This window comes from Acinetobacter sp. NIPH 1852 (assembly GCF_022549455.1).
Lineage (GTDB): Bacteria > Pseudomonadota > Gammaproteobacteria > Pseudomonadales > Moraxellaceae > Acinetobacter.
On sequence record NZ_JAKZGG010000012.1, the window covers coordinates 42851 to 60702 of the forward strand.

At 39.2% G+C, this 17852-nt stretch carries 16 protein-coding genes; 9 read left to right on the forward strand and 7 right to left on the reverse strand.

The genetic code is table 11. From position 1 onward, the window contains the following. Positions 1-8: 8 nt before the first annotated feature. Positions 9-1424 (reverse strand): type I glutamate--ammonia ligase, encoded by a 1416-nt coding sequence (gene glnA / locus MMO38_RS10870; RefSeq protein WP_171063427.1) that lies wholly within the window; start codon positions 1422-1424, stop codon positions 9-11. Positions 1425-2823: 1399 nt separating this feature from the next. On the opposite strand from glnA, the gene MMO38_RS10875 reads away from it, so the two are divergent. Both MMO38_RS10875 and MMO38_RS10880 read left to right on the forward strand, forming a co-directional pair. Then, positions 2824-3408 carry an aminodeoxychorismate/anthranilate synthase component II gene (locus tag MMO38_RS10875; protein WP_004670528.1) on the forward strand — a complete coding sequence of 195 codons (585 nt, stop codon included), beginning with the start codon at positions 2824-2826 and terminating at the stop codon, positions 3406-3408. A gap of 356 nt (positions 3409-3764) precedes the next feature. Next, positions 3765-5135 (forward strand): L-cystine transporter, encoded by a 1371-nt coding sequence (locus MMO38_RS10880; RefSeq protein WP_241323546.1) that lies wholly within the window; start codon positions 3765-3767, stop codon positions 5133-5135. Positions 5136-5205: 70 nt separating this feature from the next. Here MMO38_RS10880 and MMO38_RS10885 read toward each other — a convergent pair whose 3' ends face one another. Further along, the gene (locus MMO38_RS10885) at positions 5206-6006 is read right to left on the reverse strand and encodes an MOSC N-terminal beta barrel domain-containing protein (protein ID WP_241323547.1); all 801 of its coding nucleotides are present in this window, start codon (positions 6004-6006) and stop codon (positions 5206-5208) included. A gap of 271 nt (positions 6007-6277) precedes the next feature. On the opposite strand from MMO38_RS10885, the gene trpD reads away from it, so the two are divergent. From trpD to MMO38_RS10915, 6 genes are all read left to right on the forward strand, one after another. Beyond that, positions 6278-7327 (forward strand): anthranilate phosphoribosyltransferase, encoded by a 1050-nt coding sequence (gene trpD, locus MMO38_RS10890; RefSeq protein ID WP_241323588.1) that lies wholly within the window; start codon positions 6278-6280, stop codon positions 7325-7327. 9 nt (positions 7328-7336) lie between these two features. Then, entirely contained in the window at positions 7337-8143 is an 807-nt protein-coding gene (trpC, locus tag MMO38_RS10895; protein ID WP_241323548.1) for an indole-3-glycerol phosphate synthase TrpC, read from the forward strand. Positions 8144-8207: 64 nt separating this feature from the next. Further along, positions 8208-8573: a hypothetical protein gene (locus MMO38_RS10900; RefSeq protein WP_241323549.1), complete on the forward strand. Its 366-nt coding sequence runs from the start codon at positions 8208-8210 to the stop codon at positions 8571-8573. A gap of 204 nt (positions 8574-8777) precedes the next feature. Beyond that, entirely contained in the window at positions 8778-9467 is a 690-nt protein-coding gene (locus MMO38_RS10905) for a Smr/MutS family protein (RefSeq protein ID WP_004670521.1), read from the forward strand. Between the two features lie 90 nt (positions 9468-9557). Beyond that, the gene (gene folE / locus MMO38_RS10910) at positions 9558-10106 is read left to right on the forward strand and encodes a GTP cyclohydrolase I FolE (RefSeq protein WP_005197658.1); all 549 of its coding nucleotides are present in this window, start codon (positions 9558-9560) and stop codon (positions 10104-10106) included. 23 nt (positions 10107-10129) lie between these two features. Then, positions 10130-10492, forward strand: a complete 363-nt coding sequence (locus MMO38_RS10915) for a cupin domain-containing protein (protein WP_241323550.1) — start codon at positions 10130-10132, stop codon at positions 10490-10492. A gap of 32 nt (positions 10493-10524) precedes the next feature. Here the strand turns inward: MMO38_RS10915 and MMO38_RS10920 are convergent, their stop codons facing one another. From MMO38_RS10920 to hemE, 4 genes are all read right to left on the reverse strand, one after another. Beyond that, a complete protein-coding gene (locus tag MMO38_RS10920; RefSeq protein WP_241323551.1) occupies positions 10525-12405 on the reverse strand; it encodes a DUF4105 domain-containing protein in 1881 nt (626 codons plus the stop codon). 77 nt (positions 12406-12482) lie between these two features. Next, positions 12483-12953 (reverse strand): DUF3015 family protein, encoded by a 471-nt coding sequence (locus MMO38_RS10925; RefSeq protein ID WP_004670517.1) that lies wholly within the window; start codon positions 12951-12953, stop codon positions 12483-12485. 181 nt (positions 12954-13134) lie between these two features. Further along, positions 13135-13929 carry a DUF817 family protein gene (locus MMO38_RS10930; RefSeq protein ID WP_241323552.1) on the reverse strand — a complete coding sequence of 265 codons (795 nt, stop codon included), beginning with the start codon at positions 13927-13929 and terminating at the stop codon, positions 13135-13137. 31 nt (positions 13930-13960) lie between these two features. Continuing rightward, the gene (gene hemE / locus MMO38_RS10935; RefSeq protein ID WP_004670515.1) at positions 13961-15034 is read right to left on the reverse strand and encodes a uroporphyrinogen decarboxylase; all 1074 of its coding nucleotides are present in this window, start codon (positions 15032-15034) and stop codon (positions 13961-13963) included. A 195-nt stretch (positions 15035-15229) separates the two neighbouring features. Here hemE and MMO38_RS10940 point away from each other — a divergent pair, with 195 nt between their 5' ends. Continuing rightward, on the forward strand, positions 15230-16465 hold the full coding sequence (locus MMO38_RS10940; protein ID WP_241323553.1) for a L,D-transpeptidase: 1236 nt from the start codon (positions 15230-15232) through the stop codon (positions 16463-16465). 56 nt (positions 16466-16521) lie between these two features. On the opposite strand, the gene MMO38_RS10945 is transcribed toward MMO38_RS10940, so the two are convergent. After that, positions 16522-17799 (reverse strand): GGDEF domain-containing protein, encoded by a 1278-nt coding sequence (locus tag MMO38_RS10945; RefSeq protein ID WP_241323554.1) that lies wholly within the window; start codon positions 17797-17799, stop codon positions 16522-16524. Between the last annotated feature and the right edge of the window lie 53 nt (positions 17800-17852).

Sequence of the window (17852 nt, forward strand, 5' to 3'; positions counted from 1 at the left end):
GGAATGTATTACAAGCTGTAGTACATGTCGAATTCAACTGGGTGAGTTGTCGTGTTAAGACGACGAACATCATCAGTTTTAAGTTCGATGTATGCATCAAGCATTTCTTTAGTGAATACGCCACCTTTCAACAAGAACTCATGATCCGCTTCAAGTGCTTCAATCGCCATATCTAAGCTGTGCGCCACAGTTGGGATTTTCGCTTCTTCTTCAGGAGGAAGATCGTACAAGTTCTTATCAGCAGCTTCACCTGGGTGAATTTTGTTTTGGATGCCGTCAATACCAGCCATCAACAATGCTGCAAAACCTAAGTATGGGTTCATCATTGGATCAGGGAAACGTGCTTCGATACGCTTACCTTTAGGGTTAGAAACGTATGGAATACGGATAGAAGCTGAACGGTTACGTGCTGAGTAAGCAAGCATAATCGGCGCTTCGTAATGTGGAACTAAACGCTTATACGAGTTTGTAGAAGGGTTAGTAATCGCATTTAAGGCACGAGCGTGTTTGATTACACCGCCAATGAAGAATAATGCCATTTCAGACAAACCAGCATATTCATCACCAGCAAACAAGTTCTTGCCATCTTTAGCGATCGACATGTGAACGTGCATACCAGAACCGTTATCACCAACCATTGGCTTAGGCATGAATGTCGCAGTTTTGCCATATTGATGAGCAACGTTCCAAACTGCATATTTGAATTGTTGAACTTCGTCTGCTTTGCGAACCAAAGTATTGAAGCTCACACCAATTTCTAACTGGCAAGATGCAACTTCGTGATGATGTACTTCTACACGACCTGGACCCATGATGTCTTCGATACGTGCACACATTTCAGCACGCATATCTTGATGAGAGTCAACAGGAGGAACTGGGAAGTAACCACCTTTCACACGTGGACGGTGACCAGAGTTACCCGCTTCAAAGTCTTTACCTGTAGACCAAGCAGCTTCTTCAGCGATCAATGTATGGCGTGCACCAGACATGTCGATGTCCCATTTTACTTCGTCAAAAACGAAGAATTCTGGTTCTGGACCAAAGAATGCAGTATCACCGATACCTGTAGATTTTAAATACTCTTCAGCACGACGAGCAATCGAACGTGGATCACGCTCGTAACCTTGACCAGTAGATGGTTCGATTACGTCACAAGTCACAACAACTGTTGGCTCAGCAAAGAACGGGTCAAGAAAACCAGTTTCAGCGTCTGGACGTAAGATCATGTCAGATGCTTCAATGCCTTTCCAGCCAGCGATTGAAGAACCATCAAACATTTTACCGTCTTCAAATGTATCTTCATCAATCGTATCAGCTGGGTAAGTTACGTGTTGTTCTTTACCTTTGGTATCAGTAAAGCGAAAATCGACCCATTTTGCGCCGCTTTCTTTGATGAGTTGAAGGACCTTGTTCGCCATGCTCATTTGCTCCAATGAATTTTTATGCACTCGTTAAGTGCGTGTTAGTTGTTGGTGTATAAACAGCAATTATCATACCAACAATTTAAAAGCGTACCTAAAACATTGAAATTCTTTGCAGAAAAAATGATTTAAGCTCCATGTTCAATATCTATATATCTTGCCCATTATTTGCAAATGCACCATATTTAAACATTTCTATTTTAATGCATCCCCAAAATAGACAATGCGATCCAAAATGGTGCATAAATACATATCAAAGAACTAATGTAGTGCCAATTACGCCATTCTTTAGCATAAACTGAGTTTTTATATCATTCTTTTCAACTTGATTCCATTCAATTCATTTAGACTTTCGATTCACTTGTCATTTATTTTTTCAAACCTTTCAATTATAAAAATTTATTGGTCTTTTTAAACACAATTTTAGTCGGTCACTTTATCTATGTAAAAATCATCTGCTCTCGAAATATTCACCATTGATCATTTGTTTTTGTTACGATTATTTCCTACCCTCTGTATCTCAATCCTCCTTCATACGCATGGATATTGAATCGTATCAATTTATAAATAGATTCATCGAAATAAAAAGCACAATAAAGTTAAAATTTTCAGAAAGTTATAATCACACTTTTACTGATTGAGCAGAAGCATATTATCGCGCCCCTGTCTTATGTGCTTGTATGGGTGCTCAACCCTGTCACTAAACATGTTTAAATGCTTGCCCAATAGCTCATTGCTCTGATTGCAGACGTTAGCTCATCAAGCTCTAAGGCTCGACTACAATACTTTTTAAATCACTCACAATGTAATACTGATCAATACACAAATCAGCTAAAGGCACTGCTCTTTTTTACTTTCAGTCATGAATCTCACCCATTAAAAAACCCACCCTCTAAAAGAGAGTGGGTTTCACCTTGATTCTTGTTTTGCGCTGAATTAAGGTTATTGTTGTTTACTTTTTTATTAAAGTAAGTCTCAAATATAAATAAAAGTGTGAACTGCGTCAATAAAATATGAAATGTTTTTAATGATTTTTTAAAGAATAACTACACAATAAAATATTTATCTCGCTGTTTCCTGCGTTTTACAGAATGTTTTGTCGCTAAAATCCATCACTTAGGCGGTTCTTTTTAAACTGAATGTGAAACGCTTGTATCTGGTTAATAGAAGCTTCCAACCCCACACTGACCTCACGACCGTCGTAAATACCATTTTAGCTACTACCTCGATTCATACGTGAATGAGGTGGTCACAAGGGAATCAAAATCTGATACATTAGCCGCTTAAATAAAGTGGCTTTTCTATTTATACATAGCCAGTTTTATTAAAGTGAGTAACAATGTCGGTAATAAACAAGACCACATGTTAAAATATCAAATATAATCAATAGGTTGAATCTAAAATGCTTCTAATGATTGACAATTATGACTCATTTACTTACAACATCGTTCAATACTTTGGCGAGTTGAATCAAGAAGTAAAAGTTGTTCGTAATGATCAAGTCACATTAGAGGATATACAGCGATGGCAGCCGAAATATCTGGTGATTGGTCCTGGTCCATGCTCTCCAAGCGAAGCAGGAATTTCCATTCCTGCAATCAATCACTTTGCAGGGAAAATTCCTTTACTCGGTGTCTGTTTAGGTCATCAAGCCATTGGACAGGCTTTCGGCGGAAATATTATTCGTGCAAAAACAGTGATGCACGGGCGCTTATCCGATATGCATCATAGTGATAAAGGCATTTTCAGTGATTTGCCTTCGCCTTTTGCTGCCACACGTTATCATTCCTTAGTGATTGAGCAAGAAACGCTTCCTGACTGTTTAGAAGTCACGTGCTGGACCAATCAAACAGATGGTACGATTGAAGAAATCATGGGCGTAAAACACAAAACACTGCCAATTGAAGGGGTTCAGTTTCATCCTGAGTCTATTTTGAGCCAACATGGTCATCAGATTTTCAAAAACTTCCTCGATATTTACGCTTAAACGGATATTTAGTTTCAGATTTATAGTTCCAACAGCCTATTTAAATGAATAGGCTGTTTTTATTTTGAACATATAAAAAGCATATACAACCTATACATACAGGCAAAATTTCCAGTTTTAAAATTAATCGAAAAAGTTTCAATTTAAAACAAATCATTATTTTTCAATAATTAATACACTTTTCACATGTTTTAAAAAATTAATTTAACTGCTGTTTGCAACATTCATTAGTTGCTTTTTCATTTTTTAGATTAAGCATAGTGATAGGAATGATTAAGTTAAACAACAATCGGGTGCTAAAATCCTAAGTCATTTTTTAGCACACTTCGCCTGAAGCAAAGATCAGGATACTTATTGTGAATACATTAGTTTTATTGAATATTCTTGTTTTTATCCTGCTGCTAGCAGGATTGTTTTTTACCTATCGACATGACTGGAGTCTAGCCAAAAAAGTACTGATCGGTATGGTGGTTGGTATTTTCTTCGGTTTAGCACTCAAAACCATTTATGGTGATGGTCAAATTCTGGAACATTCTGTCGCATGGTTCAACATTGTCGGTAATGGTTATGTGCAACTGTTACAAATGGTGATCATGCCACTCATTTTTATTTCAATTTTAAGTGCGGTGATCAAATTACACCAAACCACCTCTCTCGGAAAAATCAGTGTATTGGTGATTGGGATTTTATTAGCAACCACTGCAATCGCTGCTTTCGTTGGGGCAAGTATTACCAATTTATTTGGTCTAACAGCTGAGGGCTTAGTTCAAGGCGCACAAGAAACCGCACGTTTAGCTGCAATAGAAAGTCAATATGTGGGTCAAGTTGCAGACTTAGATGTACCCAAATTATTGCTTTCATTGTTCCCACAAAATCCTTTTGCTGACTTAACAGGGATTCGTCCGACTGCAATTATTAGTGTCGTCATATTTTCTGCTTTTCTAGGCGTTGCCGCACTTAAACTCATGGAAAAAGATACTGTGAATGGCGAACGAATCCGTCATGGTATCGAAGCGCTACAAGCACTGGTTATTAGCCTCGTCCGTTTAGTTATGCAATTTACGCCTTACGGTGTTCTTGCATTGATGACCAAAATGGTCGCTACTGCAAATTTAGCGGATATTGTTAAATTAGGTGAGTTTGTCATTGCATCTTATTTGGGTCTGGCGATCATGTTACTCGTACATGCGCTTATATTACTATTCGTACGCGTAAACCCTATCGATTTCTTTAAAAAAGCATTCCCTGTTTTAAGCTTTGCCTTTATTAGTCGTTCAAGTGCAGCCAGTATTCCTCTGAATATTGAAACCCAAACTAAGCAACTCGGTGTACCTGAAGGTATTGCCAGCTTTTCTGCATCGTTTGGTGCAACGATTGGACAAAATGGTTGTGCTGGTTTATATCCAGCAATGCTCGCGGTGATGGTCGCACCAACTGTCGGCATCAATCCCCTTGATCCGCTGTGGATTGCACAACTGATTGTCATCGTTACACTTAGCTCGATCGGCGTGGCTGGTGTTGGTGGTGGCGCAACCTTTGCAGCGCTGATTGTTTTGCCAATCATGGGCCTACCAATCACCCTTGTTGCTTTACTGATCTCAATCGAACCACTGATTGATATGGGACGCACTGCCCTGAATGTGAATGGCTCTATGACTGCTGGTACAGCAACCAGTCAAATATTGGGCGTCAGAACGCCTGTAGATGATCAGCCTCAACAAACCTAGAAATGATTATGCCAATCGACACCAATCGATTGGCATTTTTTTCAGCCGATAAATCAAAACTAAAATGCAGCTACACCGTCTTTAGAATCTGAACTTCTTGTCCAATTGCAATCATCCCTTCTCCTCGATGCAGGGCGTTTTGTCCCATCATGACCTTATTTCCCTGCTTACGATATGCCAACATCGCCTGCATCACTGCTGGCTGCTTTTGACCCGTCTCCAAATCAATGGTTGGAATAACACAGCGCGAACACGGTTTAACCAAATCAAACGTCACTTCACCAATTTGAATCTGTTTCCATTGATCCTCGGCAAATGCTTCGCATCCAGAAATCACAATATTCGGTCTAAATCGCTGCACATCCAGTGGATAACCGACTTTTTCAGCAAGAAATTCTACCGATGCTTCACTGATGATCAGAAATGGAAAACCATCAGCAAAACCGACTCGATCCCCTAGCTCTGCATATTCCAAATCAACTTGGCGAACAGTCTCTTGCGGCATATAAACCAGTTGCACTTCTCGCCCCAGTTTTTGACTCAACCAAGCATTCACTGGATGATCAATACGATTTCCAATAAGCTGATCGCGCCATACGGTCACTAAACGTTCATCTTTTTGGCCTTGCGCTTCAAGCATACTCAGTTCGATCTGTTCAGATTGATAACTAAAACTTACACTTGCAGAAGAAATAGACACCCCAATTTGTCCCATTTCAGCAACTTGCCTTTGCGTAACAAAACGACCATCTTTATCAACGATCATCCATCGGCGATCCCACTGTGGCCCAAAGGCATCAATTTCCATTTCAATGCATTTATTGCCTCGACATGACTTCACTGGATAATGAAAAAGTTGACTGACACGCATGTTAAAATTCTCATAAAGACAAATTGAATAGTTCAGTAAAAAATTGTATAGACCAAAAACAGCATAATAGTTGAAAATTATAGCAATATGTTTAAATTTAAGGCATCACATAGTTTTTATTTAAAGCCTATAAAATCTGCATTATTTTCTGATAACATAACTCACTCGCTTTGAAAGCATGTATTACACCAAGGTCATACCGAACCCATTGCGATCAACCCCTATTCTATTCTTAAATTTTTAATCAATCATAATGCTGTAACTCATGACTATGAATATCCAACAGGCACTCAATCACATTACTAAAAACATTCATTTGACCCAGTCGCAAATGGAAAATGTCATGCGCAGCATTATGCAAGGTGAAGCAACCGATGCTCAAATCGGCGCGCTAATGATGGGGTTGCGTATGAAGGGTGAGAGTATTGATGAAATCACTGCTGCAGCACGGATCATGCGTGAGTTCGCCATTAAAATTGATGTCAGTGATATTCCACATCTCGTTGATATCGTCGGAACGGGCGGTGATGGTCAGAACTTATTTAATGTCTCTACAGCATCAAGCTTTGTAGTTGCAGCAGCTGGTGCAACCATTGCTAAACATGGAAATCGTGGTGTTTCGAGTAAGTCTGGCTCATCTGATGTGCTTGAACAAATGGGCATCCAGCTTGATCTGGACATGCAACAAACTGAACGTTGTATCCGTGAAATGGGCGTGGGTTTTCTGTTTGCACCCAATCACCACAAAGCAATGAAATATGCAGTTGCTCCTCGTCGTGAACTAGGCATTCGTAGTATTTTCAATTTATTGGGACCTTTAACCAATCCTGCGGGCGTAAATCGTTTTGTCATTGGTGTCTTTTCAGATGAGCTTTGCCGACCAATCGCAGAAGTTTTAAAACAGCTTGGCGCTGTACATGTATTGGTTGTACATTCTAAAGATGGTTTAGATGAAATTAGTCTCGCAGCACCAACCGCAGTTGCTGAATTAAAAGATGGCGAAATTACAGAATGGATGTTGACCCCTGATGATGTCGGGATTCCATCTCAAACACTCACTGGTTTAGTGGTAAATAGTTCTGAAGAAAGCTTAAAGCTGATCAAAGATGCTTTAGGCCGTAACAAATCTGAAATTGGTGAAAAAGCCGCAAATATGATTGCGCTGAACGCAGCCGCTGGGATTTATGTTGCAGGACTCACTAAAACCTATAAACAAGCGGTTGAACTGGCACAAGATATTCTTTACGGCGGTCAAGCCCTAGAAAAAATGAGTATCTTGGCTGAATTTACCAAAACATTGAAACAATATCAGGCAGACTAAGGATTTCTCATGATCGATATTCAAAATACCATTTTAGGTAAAATTGTTGACCGCAAACATGAGGAACTTGCTACACGTTTAAAACAACGTAGCTTGCATGATGTTGAACAATGGGCGAAAGAAGCAACTCCTGTGCGTGGTTTTGCCAAAGCTTTACAGCATAAACGCCCTGCTGTAATTGCTGAAATTAAGAAAGCCTCACCATCAAAAGGCATCATTCGTGCAAACTTCAATCCTGCTGAAATTGCACAACAATATGAACAAGCTGGTGCCGCCTGTTTATCAGTTCTGACCGATGTGGATTTCTTCCAAGGTGCTGATGAAAATATTGCGATCGCACGCAATCATTGTGCCTTGCCTGCATTACGTAAGGATTTCTTGGTTGATCCGTATAATGTTGTTGAAGCCCGTGCATTACAAGCGGATTGTATTTTATTGATCGTGGCATGTTTATCTGATCAACAGCTTGAAGAAATGTCTAAGACTGCATTTGAGCATCAGCTTGACGTATTGGTTGAAGTACATGATGAATATGAACTGGAACGCGCTTTAAAGCTTTCTGAGCGATGTATTTTGGGTGTGAATAACCGTAATCTCAAAACCTTTGATGTGGATTTAAATACATCATTGCGTTTAAAGAAATTACTGCCAGCTTCTCGTGTTTTGGTCACTGAGAGTGGAATTGCCACGCCTGCTGATGTTGAAATGATGCAAACCAACGATATTCATACTTTCCTTGTTGGTGAAAGCTTTATGAAACAGCCTCGTCCTGATCAAGCATTTGCTGAATTATTTGGCGAGCCTGAGTTGGTTTAGATTTATCACCTAAATACGCAAAGCCAAATCTGAATAGATTTGGCTTTTTTTACGATCAAATATCATGATTTTAAATAATAATACATGGGCATCTTCTTGTGAGTTTCAAAATCAAGGTAAAACTAATATGCATTTAATAGAAATAGAACCTTACTTATGGGAGCTTTATAAAGACAATGAAGGTATATATCTCAATGTTATTGTAAATAACCAAGCCACGAGTTGGGAAAAAACTATCATTCTAGACCAGAGAGCAATTCAAGAATATTTAGAGCAAGGTAGACCATTTATTAACAATTTGGCTTGTAGGATTGAAAATAGCCAAATTAGAAATGACTATGAAAAATATTACTCATATCGTGATGTTTGCTTGGTAAAAAAAAATGCAATGTTAGAAATATTTTTAACTTGGAAAAAATCATCTATCTAACTTTAAATTACACAATGGTTATTGTCTGATGCTTTTATTTTATTATTTTAAATAATGTTTAAAGCCTACTCGAAATATTAAGCATATTGAAGAGCCCTACCTTTGGCATCAAATCCGTTACTTAATTGCAATTCAGTTCAAATCTCAGCAGATTCAGACTATAATTTTGCACCTATCTCCTATCTCGCATATTTAACTGAAATTATGAGCAAACATGATTCATCGCTTTCTAAAGATCAGTTTAATTTACTGAAACAATTTAAAAAGCAAATCTCTCAGCCACAAACGAGCAAGATCGAGCAACAAGCCGAATCGAAAAAGGTACAAGCCGTTGCTGAAGAATTAGAAGACACTGAGCTTTTTAAAAAAGCACTACAGGGTGTAAAACCGATCGCCAATGACAATATTGCTGATGTTAAACCTGCTCGTCGCAAAAAAGTAGATGCACAAACTTTAGCAAAACGCGCTGCGGCTGAAGGCTCAACTGAACATGAATTAGCAGAAATCTCTGATACCCAAGCCATCTTAAACCCTGTCGCAAGCCAAGCCACGCTCAGCTATCGCATCGCCACTTTGCAGCACAAAGTTTTTGAAGACCTCAAAGCAGGTAAAATTCGCTGGTTTGAAGCGGTCGATTTACACGGCTGTACCGTTGAACAAGCACGCGCTGCGGTATTACAAATTATCCAAATGGCAAAAGATGAAAATCAAAATGTCATTAAAATTGTACACGGCAAAGGCCCAGAAGCGATTTTAAAAACCTATGTCAATGGATGGCTCAGACAACATCGCGATGTACTCGCTTTTGTCAGTGCACCTGAGACCCAAGGCGGTACTGGCGCGGTTCTCGTGCTGCTTAAACGCGCAGAAAAGAACCCAAAGTACAAACAATAATCGGCATTTGGTTCAAAATTAATTTTTTCAATCGTTTTCTGATACAATTCCCGTTTTGTTCAACCCACCTAAGTGAACATTGTTATGTCTATGCAGCAATCGTACGCAAACATCTTAACTGCCGTTGGTGAGGATTTAACTCGCCCGGGCTTACAAGATACCCCTATGCGTGCGGCTAAAGCTTTTTCTTTTTTAACCTCTGGTTATAGTAAAACGCTTGAAGAAGTAACCAATAATGCGGTTTTCCCTTCCGATAACCATGAAATGGTATTGGTGAAGAACATCGAGTTTTACTCGCTTTGTGAACACCACCTTCTCCCATTCTATGGTCGCGTGCATATTGCTTATCTACCTGAAGGTCAGGTTTTAGGCTTATCAAAATTTGCGCGTATTACTGAAATGTTCGCACGTCGTTTGCAGATTCAAGAAAACTTGACCCAGCAAATCGCAGAAGCCGTTGCCGAAGTCACTCAAGCACGTGGTGTAGCTGTGGTCATCGACTCAGCGCATATGTGTATGATGATGCGCGGTGTGGGTAAACAAGAATCAACCACGCGTACCGTTTCTTTCGTAGGTGAGTTTAAAACAGATAAAGATGCACGTCGTGAGTTTTTGAGTGCAGTTCCTGAAAGTTATTAATAACCGATCTGAGCATGAATAATATGTCATCTATTTACTTAGCAGGTCATGGTGATTTAACACCGAATCAAGCCAGTGTAGACTACCCTCGCCCTGACCGCTTAGTTAAAGGCAATCCTGAACGTTTGACTTATAGCCTATATGAACATGCGCATATGAGCTGTGGCATTTGGCAGTGTGAAGTGGGTGCTTGGAACATCCAATTTGCAGACAATAAACAAGAATTTTTTCAGGTTATTGAAGGTGTGGTGCGCATTCATGATGCAAAAAACCACTCTTTTATTGAGGTGACTGCTGGCAATGCGGGAATTATTCCTCCTGCATTTGTTGGTACATTTGAAGTGGTAGAAGCAGTTAAAAAATACTATGTCATTGTAGAAGTGTGATCACTTATGACCACGCCATCTCAACCCAATATCTAGAAAAACCGAACATACCCTAAACCCAATTTTGTCCAATCTTTGTGATCTTGCTGTTCATATTGCCAATTCAAACGCAGTGCATTATTCGCATTCAAACTATACTGAACATGCGTTCCTATTCTTAGATTCCATTGACTTTGATGCTGCCAGTAAGGCAACTCAACTTGTAGCAAACTGTTCCACTGATCAGACCATTGATTCATACAACCCAATGTTGGTCCTACTCCAACACGCCAACCTTTGTCTAATGCGCTTCCAGCTTGCAGATGCCCTTGCAATTGTGCATAACAGAGATGTTGACGATCGTAATCCGCCAAACTATAGCCCGCTTGCATATTCAGATTCATAACACCATGTTGCTGATCTTGGCTAAACTGTCCTTTTTCGACGGCTTCTTGCTTCCAACCTAAATTAAATCCCCATGTGAGTGGCGCTTTAAATGGCTGAATCGGGTTATAAGAATTCACAGCCAATAGATCTAAGTGTTCAAGTTTCAGTTGGTCATCACGGTATTGTAGTGCACCATTTAAAAACAGTAGCTGTGTACCCAATCGATAGCCACCAGATGGATCAATAAGGTCGTGATAGGCTTGACGATGCCCCAACTCAACGAACTTTTGTCCTTGCACCTCACCTACATTTATAGATAGATTTCGAGCATGATGCCCTTCAACAGGTTGAATCTTTGGTCGTGCAGGTTCTTGGCGTTGTTTATCGATCTGAATCTGGCTACGTTTAGCCAATAATTGTCGTAAATGAACTTGAGCGACATCACCGTCTGCTTTATTGCTAATATATTGCAAGTACAAATCATCGTATGCCATTTCTAGGATTTTAGCCTGATCTTGGGGGCTATAAGATGCCAAGACAGCCGAGACTGGTTCGATCGGTGAAAATGCAACTTGATGTGCGACTTTGGCTAAAGCTGTGCCATGTTGTTTTGCTTGGGCAAGCAATTGCGTTTCTAATGCAGGACGATAAACAATGTCTTTAACCAAATTCTGCTGCTCTACAGCTTTAAGCGTCTCAATTGGAATCGCGGCATAATTAAATTGAGCCTTTAAGTTTAGATTTGGACGAACTAAATCAATTAACCCCAGCAAGCGATAAGCACAATTATCACTGACAAAATAATAAGGAAAGCTCACATGCTGCATTTCCCAAATATGTTCAACCAAGAAACGCGTTTCTTCAGCGGTTAAATTCAGCTCATATTCCCACAAATCACGACTTTCAAAATCACCGTACTCTTTTACTTTCCGATAATACGGCATCAATGAATATTCACCTGGATACTGCCCAGTTAAGCCTTTCCACGCATAAGACCAGTTATCTTGGTTGTTAACAGTTGCAGCATAATTCACTGCATAAGAAACCAAATTTAATTCTTTTTGATCTTTTGGGTCTAAACGCAATAAGGTATGCCCAAACATTGAACTTGGATTGCCCATAAAATCGGTTGCGTAAATCAATGTCGCTTTATAAGGATTAATCTGATTAATCCATTCTTCAAATTCAGGGCAATTCACCGCTGGTAGATGTTTTACATCAATATTTAACTGTTGCATCAACCAACGACTACGCGCAGGAAACTTGCATCGAAATGACTGATTATCTGCTGACTCTAGAAATAATGCTTTTATATCTGCTTGTAATTCGTTATTTAAATCAGTTTTACCTTGTTCTGCATAAAAGTAACCTTGATAGTCAACTTCACTTTTTCCAGATTGGTCCGCATACATTAAGCGTTGCCAAGTGATCTGTTGATCTAATTGTTTTTGTTCAGCAAGGTTAAGATAGTTTTGAATATTTGGTGTAACAGTCGCATGTGCAAAATGGCACATCAAAGTCGCAATCGCAAAAGTAGCTAATTTCATTCACATCAACAATATATTTTTAGAATTTCCATATAAGAAAACCCTGTCAAAAAGACAGGGTTCACTACCATTTCTGATTAAACGTAAGCTTTTAATACGTCATCATTTGCCATTACACTTTGTAATGAATCTAAAACTTGAAGTGTATGTTGATTTTCGCTTGAGTAAATCTCAGCAAAGTTTGCTTTAGATACTGCGAAGAAGCGTGCCTTGTCTTCTGATTTAATTTGCATAAGTTCAGCAAGTACATTTAAGCTTTCGCCTTGACCTACCGCCATATCACGCGCTAAAGACTCAGCATTTTCATTGGTAAACGTCACAACTTGTGCAGTAACAGTTCCACCTTGACGGCAACCTAAAGTACCGAAAGTAATACCTAATAATTGGTTAGTAAAAATACCATTGGTGGTCGCAGCAAGAATTTTAGGTCCAACACCTTTTTTACCAGCCCATACCTGTGTACCAACACCACAACCAACATCATTATCAGCCATTGCCATGGTTGAACCAGCAGCGAGTAATGCAGCTAATGCAATTTTTTTTAACATAAGAAAGTCTCCAGTATCAATTATTCTTCAATATTTGTTATTGCTATCGTGCAGTGAAAGTCACACACACAAAATAAAATAGCGAGGTTCAACTTTTTTAGCAAATGAAATTTGAAATATCGCTGAAATATTTATACAGATCCGTTTATAAATAAATTGATTAAATTAAAGACATGCCTATTTAGTTCAATCGCCAAGTTCCATTTTTGTCCCTAGTCCCTAAGATTTTAAGTACCAATACCAGACTTAACAGGAGTAATAAATACCAAGAACCAAGTTTTCCCCACCCCACCATATGCCAATTATTGACCTGACTCGGATAAAGCCAAATTTTATAAAAAGTACTGATATTTTCCGCAATCCATATGAGAAATGCGAGCAACAGTAAAACAGACAACATCGGGATTTTAAAACGATACTGATCCAGTTGGAAATACAATTTGGTTTTCCAAAAAATCAACACACTCCAAATAAACAGACCCATACGAGTATCTGGAATAAAAAACTTGCTCATGAAATTAAAATACGACAACACCGCCAATAACAGCATATTGCCGAAAGTGGGTAGGTTCTCAAAAGAAACTTGATATAATCGCAATGATCGAGCAAAAAAACTGCCTACAGCCGAATACATAAAACCAGCAAATAAAGGCACTGTTAATAATTTTAAAATAGCAGGTTGCGGATATTGCCAAGAGGCAATGGCAGGATGAGTTAGAAAAACTTCCATTCCCATTGCCATGATATGAAACAAAGCAATAACTTTGGCTTCTTCCCATGATTCGAGCTTTAAATACAACAAGCAAACCTGAATCACTAAGGCATAAAACAACAGATAGTCATAGCGAAAGAAGCCATAATATTCATGGCTACCCATCGGGGCGGTTAATGCAAATGCAATTAAAAGCAATATACCGAATAAAGCAGCCGAAACTGCCTTAGTCAAAAAACTGAGTACCAATCCAATTAACTGCACAAAATCCGCCCTTCAAATGCGTTTAAAAATATCAGCCTAAATATTTGTGGCTGTATTCATGTACAGTATCAACAAAGATTTTAGGTTGTGCAGGGTCAACCCATTGAGTAATGCCATGACCTAAGTTTGCAACATAACCTGTTTTTTCACCATTGGCATATGCATCGTCAAGCATTGCTTTCACTGCTTTTTCAATCGATGCTGCTGAGCCATAAAGTACAGCTGGGTCCAAGTTTCCTTGCAAAGCGGCACGACCAGCAACCACATCACGCGCTGTATAAAGCGGTGTGGTCCAGTCCAAACCAACTGCGTCGGCACCAGTCGTGAGGATGGTTTCTAACCATTGCCCACCACCCTTAGTAAACACGATAATTGGAATACGGCGTCCATCTTTTTCACGTTGCAGCCCAGCAATGATTTTGGTCATGTAATTCATCGAGAACTCGACATACTCACGGTGAGCAAGCGCACCACCCCAACTGTCAAAGATCTGAATCGCCTGTGCACCAGCATCTATTTGCGCATTGAGATAATCAATGACTGAATCAGCAAGATGATCAAGTAAAGCATGTAACACTTCTGGCTGGGCATACATCATTTGCTTAAGGAAACGAAACTCTTTGCTCGAACCACCCTCAACCATATACGTTGCTAAAGTCCAAGGGCTACCTGAAAATCCAATCAGAGGAACTTGCCCATTTAATGCTGATCGAATTGTAGAGACTGCATTCATCACATAAGCGAGATCAGATTTTGCATTTAGCTTTGGTAAATTTGCGACATCCTGTTCAGTACGCACAGTTTTATGAAACTTTGGACCCTCTCCAGTTTCAAAATACAGCCCTAAACCTAAAGCATCAGGCACAGTGAGAATATCTGAAAATAAAATCGCAGCATCAAGCTCATAACGACGCAAAGGTTGTAAAGTCACCTCACAAGCAAATTCTGCATTTTTACATAAGGAAAGGAAATCCCCTGCTTGCCCACGAGTTTCACGATATTCTGGTAAATAACGTCCTGCTTGACGCATCATCCATACTGGTGTGGTGTCTACAGGTTCACGTAACAAAGCTCGTAAAAAACGATCATTTTTCAACGTTGTCATTACCAATCTCTAAATTTTTTCAGGTGGCAAGCATGATAGCAAAAATCGTCCCAGATATATAATGCTATGCGGTACATGACTTTAACTGACGAAAAAAACGCTTGATCACAAAATTGCTACTGCAAGCTTGATCATTTTCTGTAATACTTGCAAAGTCTTATATTCCTAAATGAATAATTCTTAAGGTTGAATTACATGTTTGTTCGCTCATTACTCGCTATGAGTTTAAGTTGTATTCTTGCTAATGTTGCTTTTGCTGCGCCAACAACTGAGCAAGCATTAAATCCCCAAAAGATTTCTGCAGTCCAAGATCCGATTGATCCTTTGGCAATTGATTATGCAGCGCCAAGTAGTGCTGCTGTGTCTGCTGCATCTGAACCTCAGCTTAGCCGAAACCCAGCAGCAGATGTTGCTCAAAAAATAGAAAATACACCTGAAACTGCTGTAACAGCAGCTCCAGCTCGTGAAGCGACACTAGATGCAGCAACAACTGTATCTAAAACGCCATCACAAGCCCCAGAAGTTCCTGCATCTTGGACCATGGATGCCATTAACGCCGCTGAATGGTATGAAGATATGCCAAGACGCCAATTGCCTGCTTATGCACGTGCACATGTGATGTTAAACAATGCGCATGCTTCACCAGGTGCAATTGATGGTTCAAATGGTCAAAACACATTAAAAGCAATTGCTTCATTCCAGCAAATGAATGGTTTAACACCAACAGGTCAGCTCACCAAAGAAACGTGGGATGCATTGGTTGCCAAACAAACTAAGCCAGCTTATGTTGAATACACCATTACAGAAGCAGATCTAAAAGTTCCCTATGTCGACTCAATCCCTTCAGATTATGCCTTACAAGCGAAAATGAAAGGGTTGCACTACACTCGCGTAACAGAAATGTTAGGTGAAAAGTTTCACATGGATGAACGATTCCTTAGACAACTAAACCCTAAAGCAAACTTTAACAAAGTGGGTCAAAAAATTGTTGTTGCAAACGTCCGCAATGATTTACCTGAAGATATCCATTTGATTGTGGCGCACAAAGGTGCAAAACAACTTTATCTATTCAACAGCCGTAACCAAATGATTGCATCATTTCCTGCAACAATTGGCAGTACAAGTACGCCTTCTCCGACGGGTACTTATAAAGTAACAGGTGTTGCTAAAAACCCTTGGTACAGCTATTCGCCATCGAACTTTGTCCAAGGAAAAAATCTTAAGCCATTATCACTTCCACCGGGTCCAAATGGTCCTGTAGGTAATATTTGGATTGGTTTAAGCAAGAAATCATTTGGTATTCACGGTACACCAAACCCATCACTTATTTCCAAGACTGCATCACACGGTTGTATCCGTTTGACCAACTGGGATGCCAATGATTTGGGTAATAAAGTACGTTCTGGTGTAACGGTAAGATTCTTAGAGTAATTCAAATCGTTTGCATAAAATAAAACCGAATATCATTGAGTTGATCTTCGGTTTTTTTAATTTTTAAGATTTTCTTCGATATTCGGTAATGGTTGATAATAAATCTGGTTGCGCCCCAATTGTTTGGCGCGATACAACGCTTTATCAGCAGTATGGATTAACACCTCTTGGCTAATTTTTGGATTTCCATTAAAAACGGTAATCCCCAAACTGATGGTGACATGATTTGAAACTAAAGACTTCTCATGCGGAATCATCTGTCGCTCGATGGCACGATATATATTCGTCGCAACAGCATAAGCACCTTGCGCAGACGTTTGCGGTAAAAGCACCACAAACTCCTCTCCTCCATAACGTGCAACAAAGTCCATATGCCTAATCGAACCTTTTATGGTTTTAGCGATTTCAGAAATAACTTGATCACCCATCTGATGACCGTAAAAATCATTATAGTTTTTAAAATAATCAATATCGATGAACAATACAGATAAAGATGTCTGCTCTTGACATGCTAAGTCATAATAATAAGAACACATCTCTTCAAAAGTACGCCGATTTGAAACATTAGTAAGTTCATCATGTTGACTCAGATGCAATAACTCAGATGCTTGTAAACGTAGAATTTTTTCATCTATTTCTGAGATTTTTGACTTTAAAAATATTCGTCGCTCTTTAGAGTTGAGCATCACACTAATCGAAAAACCAAGTAATATACTGCCAATCAAGGTTCGCCCGATCATGAGGAAATCACAAGGAATTTTAAATAAATACAGAAATAGTAAAATCATGATGGCAGCAAGCGTACCGATCACCAACATGTGTAGTGGTTTAATACCACTTAGAATAAAACCCAACATATATAAGAAAGCAATCAAGACCATTGCCTGATTTTGAAGAACAACATTTGAAACGCTCATCATCAGTAACGAGGTCAGAAAAATAGTGTAAAAAACAATGGTGCAGGATGCGGGGTAAAATAAAGCATTCAATTTTCTAAAACGCGCAAACACCCAAAATAGAAACAGTGATATGCCAACCACGATTAAACTCAAAATGCTATAGATAAAATCTGAGACAAAATCTGCACTTTCACGAATCACGATAAAGTTAGAAGGCAAAATCAACAACACAAAAATCGCATAGGTGATCACACCTTGACCAAAAAATTGGATCGCATTTACGCGTGTTCGATCAATATTAAACCGCCAAAACTCATTTTCTAATTTTTCAGGTAAAGCTTGATGGGTTTTTTTTGACTTAAAATGCTGGACGACGAGCTGCTCGAGTGCTTCTTTAGACCGCCTTAACCGCTCAAGATCATATTGATTTTCCATCCTTTTTACTCTTCTTATAGTACGGTATTTTTATGCTGGATAAAAATAACACA

Excerpts from the sequence above, each read along its gene's own strand:
- glnA (WP_171063427.1), bottom strand. The coding sequence starts at position 1,424 with ATGAGCATGGCGAACAAGGTCCTTCAACTCATCAAAGAAAGCGGCGCA.
- MMO38_RS10875 (WP_004670528.1), top strand. The coding sequence starts at position 2,824 with ATGCTTCTAATGATTGACAATTATGACTCATTTACTTACAACATCGTT.
- MMO38_RS10885 (WP_241323547.1), bottom strand. The coding sequence starts at position 6,006 with ATGCGTGTCAGTCAACTTTTTCATTATCCAGTGAAGTCATGTCGAGGC.
- trpD (WP_241323588.1), top strand. The coding sequence starts at position 6,278 with ATGAATATCCAACAGGCACTCAATCACATTACTAAAAACATTCATTTG.
- trpC (WP_241323548.1), top strand. The coding sequence starts at position 7,337 with ATGATCGATATTCAAAATACCATTTTAGGTAAAATTGTTGACCGCAAA.
- MMO38_RS10900 (WP_241323549.1), top strand. The coding sequence starts at position 8,208 with ATGATTTTAAATAATAATACATGGGCATCTTCTTGTGAGTTTCAAAAT.
- MMO38_RS10905 (WP_004670521.1), top strand. The coding sequence starts at position 8,778 with ATGAGCAAACATGATTCATCGCTTTCTAAAGATCAGTTTAATTTACTG.
- folE (WP_005197658.1), top strand. The coding sequence starts at position 9,558 with ATGCAGCAATCGTACGCAAACATCTTAACTGCCGTTGGTGAGGATTTA.
- MMO38_RS10915 (WP_241323550.1), top strand. The coding sequence starts at position 10,130 with ATGTCATCTATTTACTTAGCAGGTCATGGTGATTTAACACCGAATCAA.
- MMO38_RS10920 (WP_241323551.1), bottom strand. The coding sequence starts at position 12,405 with ATGAAATTAGCTACTTTTGCGATTGCGACTTTGATGTGCCATTTTGCA.
- MMO38_RS10925 (WP_004670517.1), bottom strand. The coding sequence starts at position 12,953 with ATGTTAAAAAAAATTGCATTAGCTGCATTACTCGCTGCTGGTTCAACC.
- hemE (WP_004670515.1), bottom strand. The coding sequence starts at position 15,034 with ATGACAACGTTGAAAAATGATCGTTTTTTACGAGCTTTGTTACGTGAA.
- MMO38_RS10940 (WP_241323553.1), top strand. The coding sequence starts at position 15,230 with ATGTTTGTTCGCTCATTACTCGCTATGAGTTTAAGTTGTATTCTTGCT.
- MMO38_RS10945 (WP_241323554.1), bottom strand. The coding sequence starts at position 17,799 with ATGGAAAATCAATATGATCTTGAGCGGTTAAGGCGGTCTAAAGAAGCA.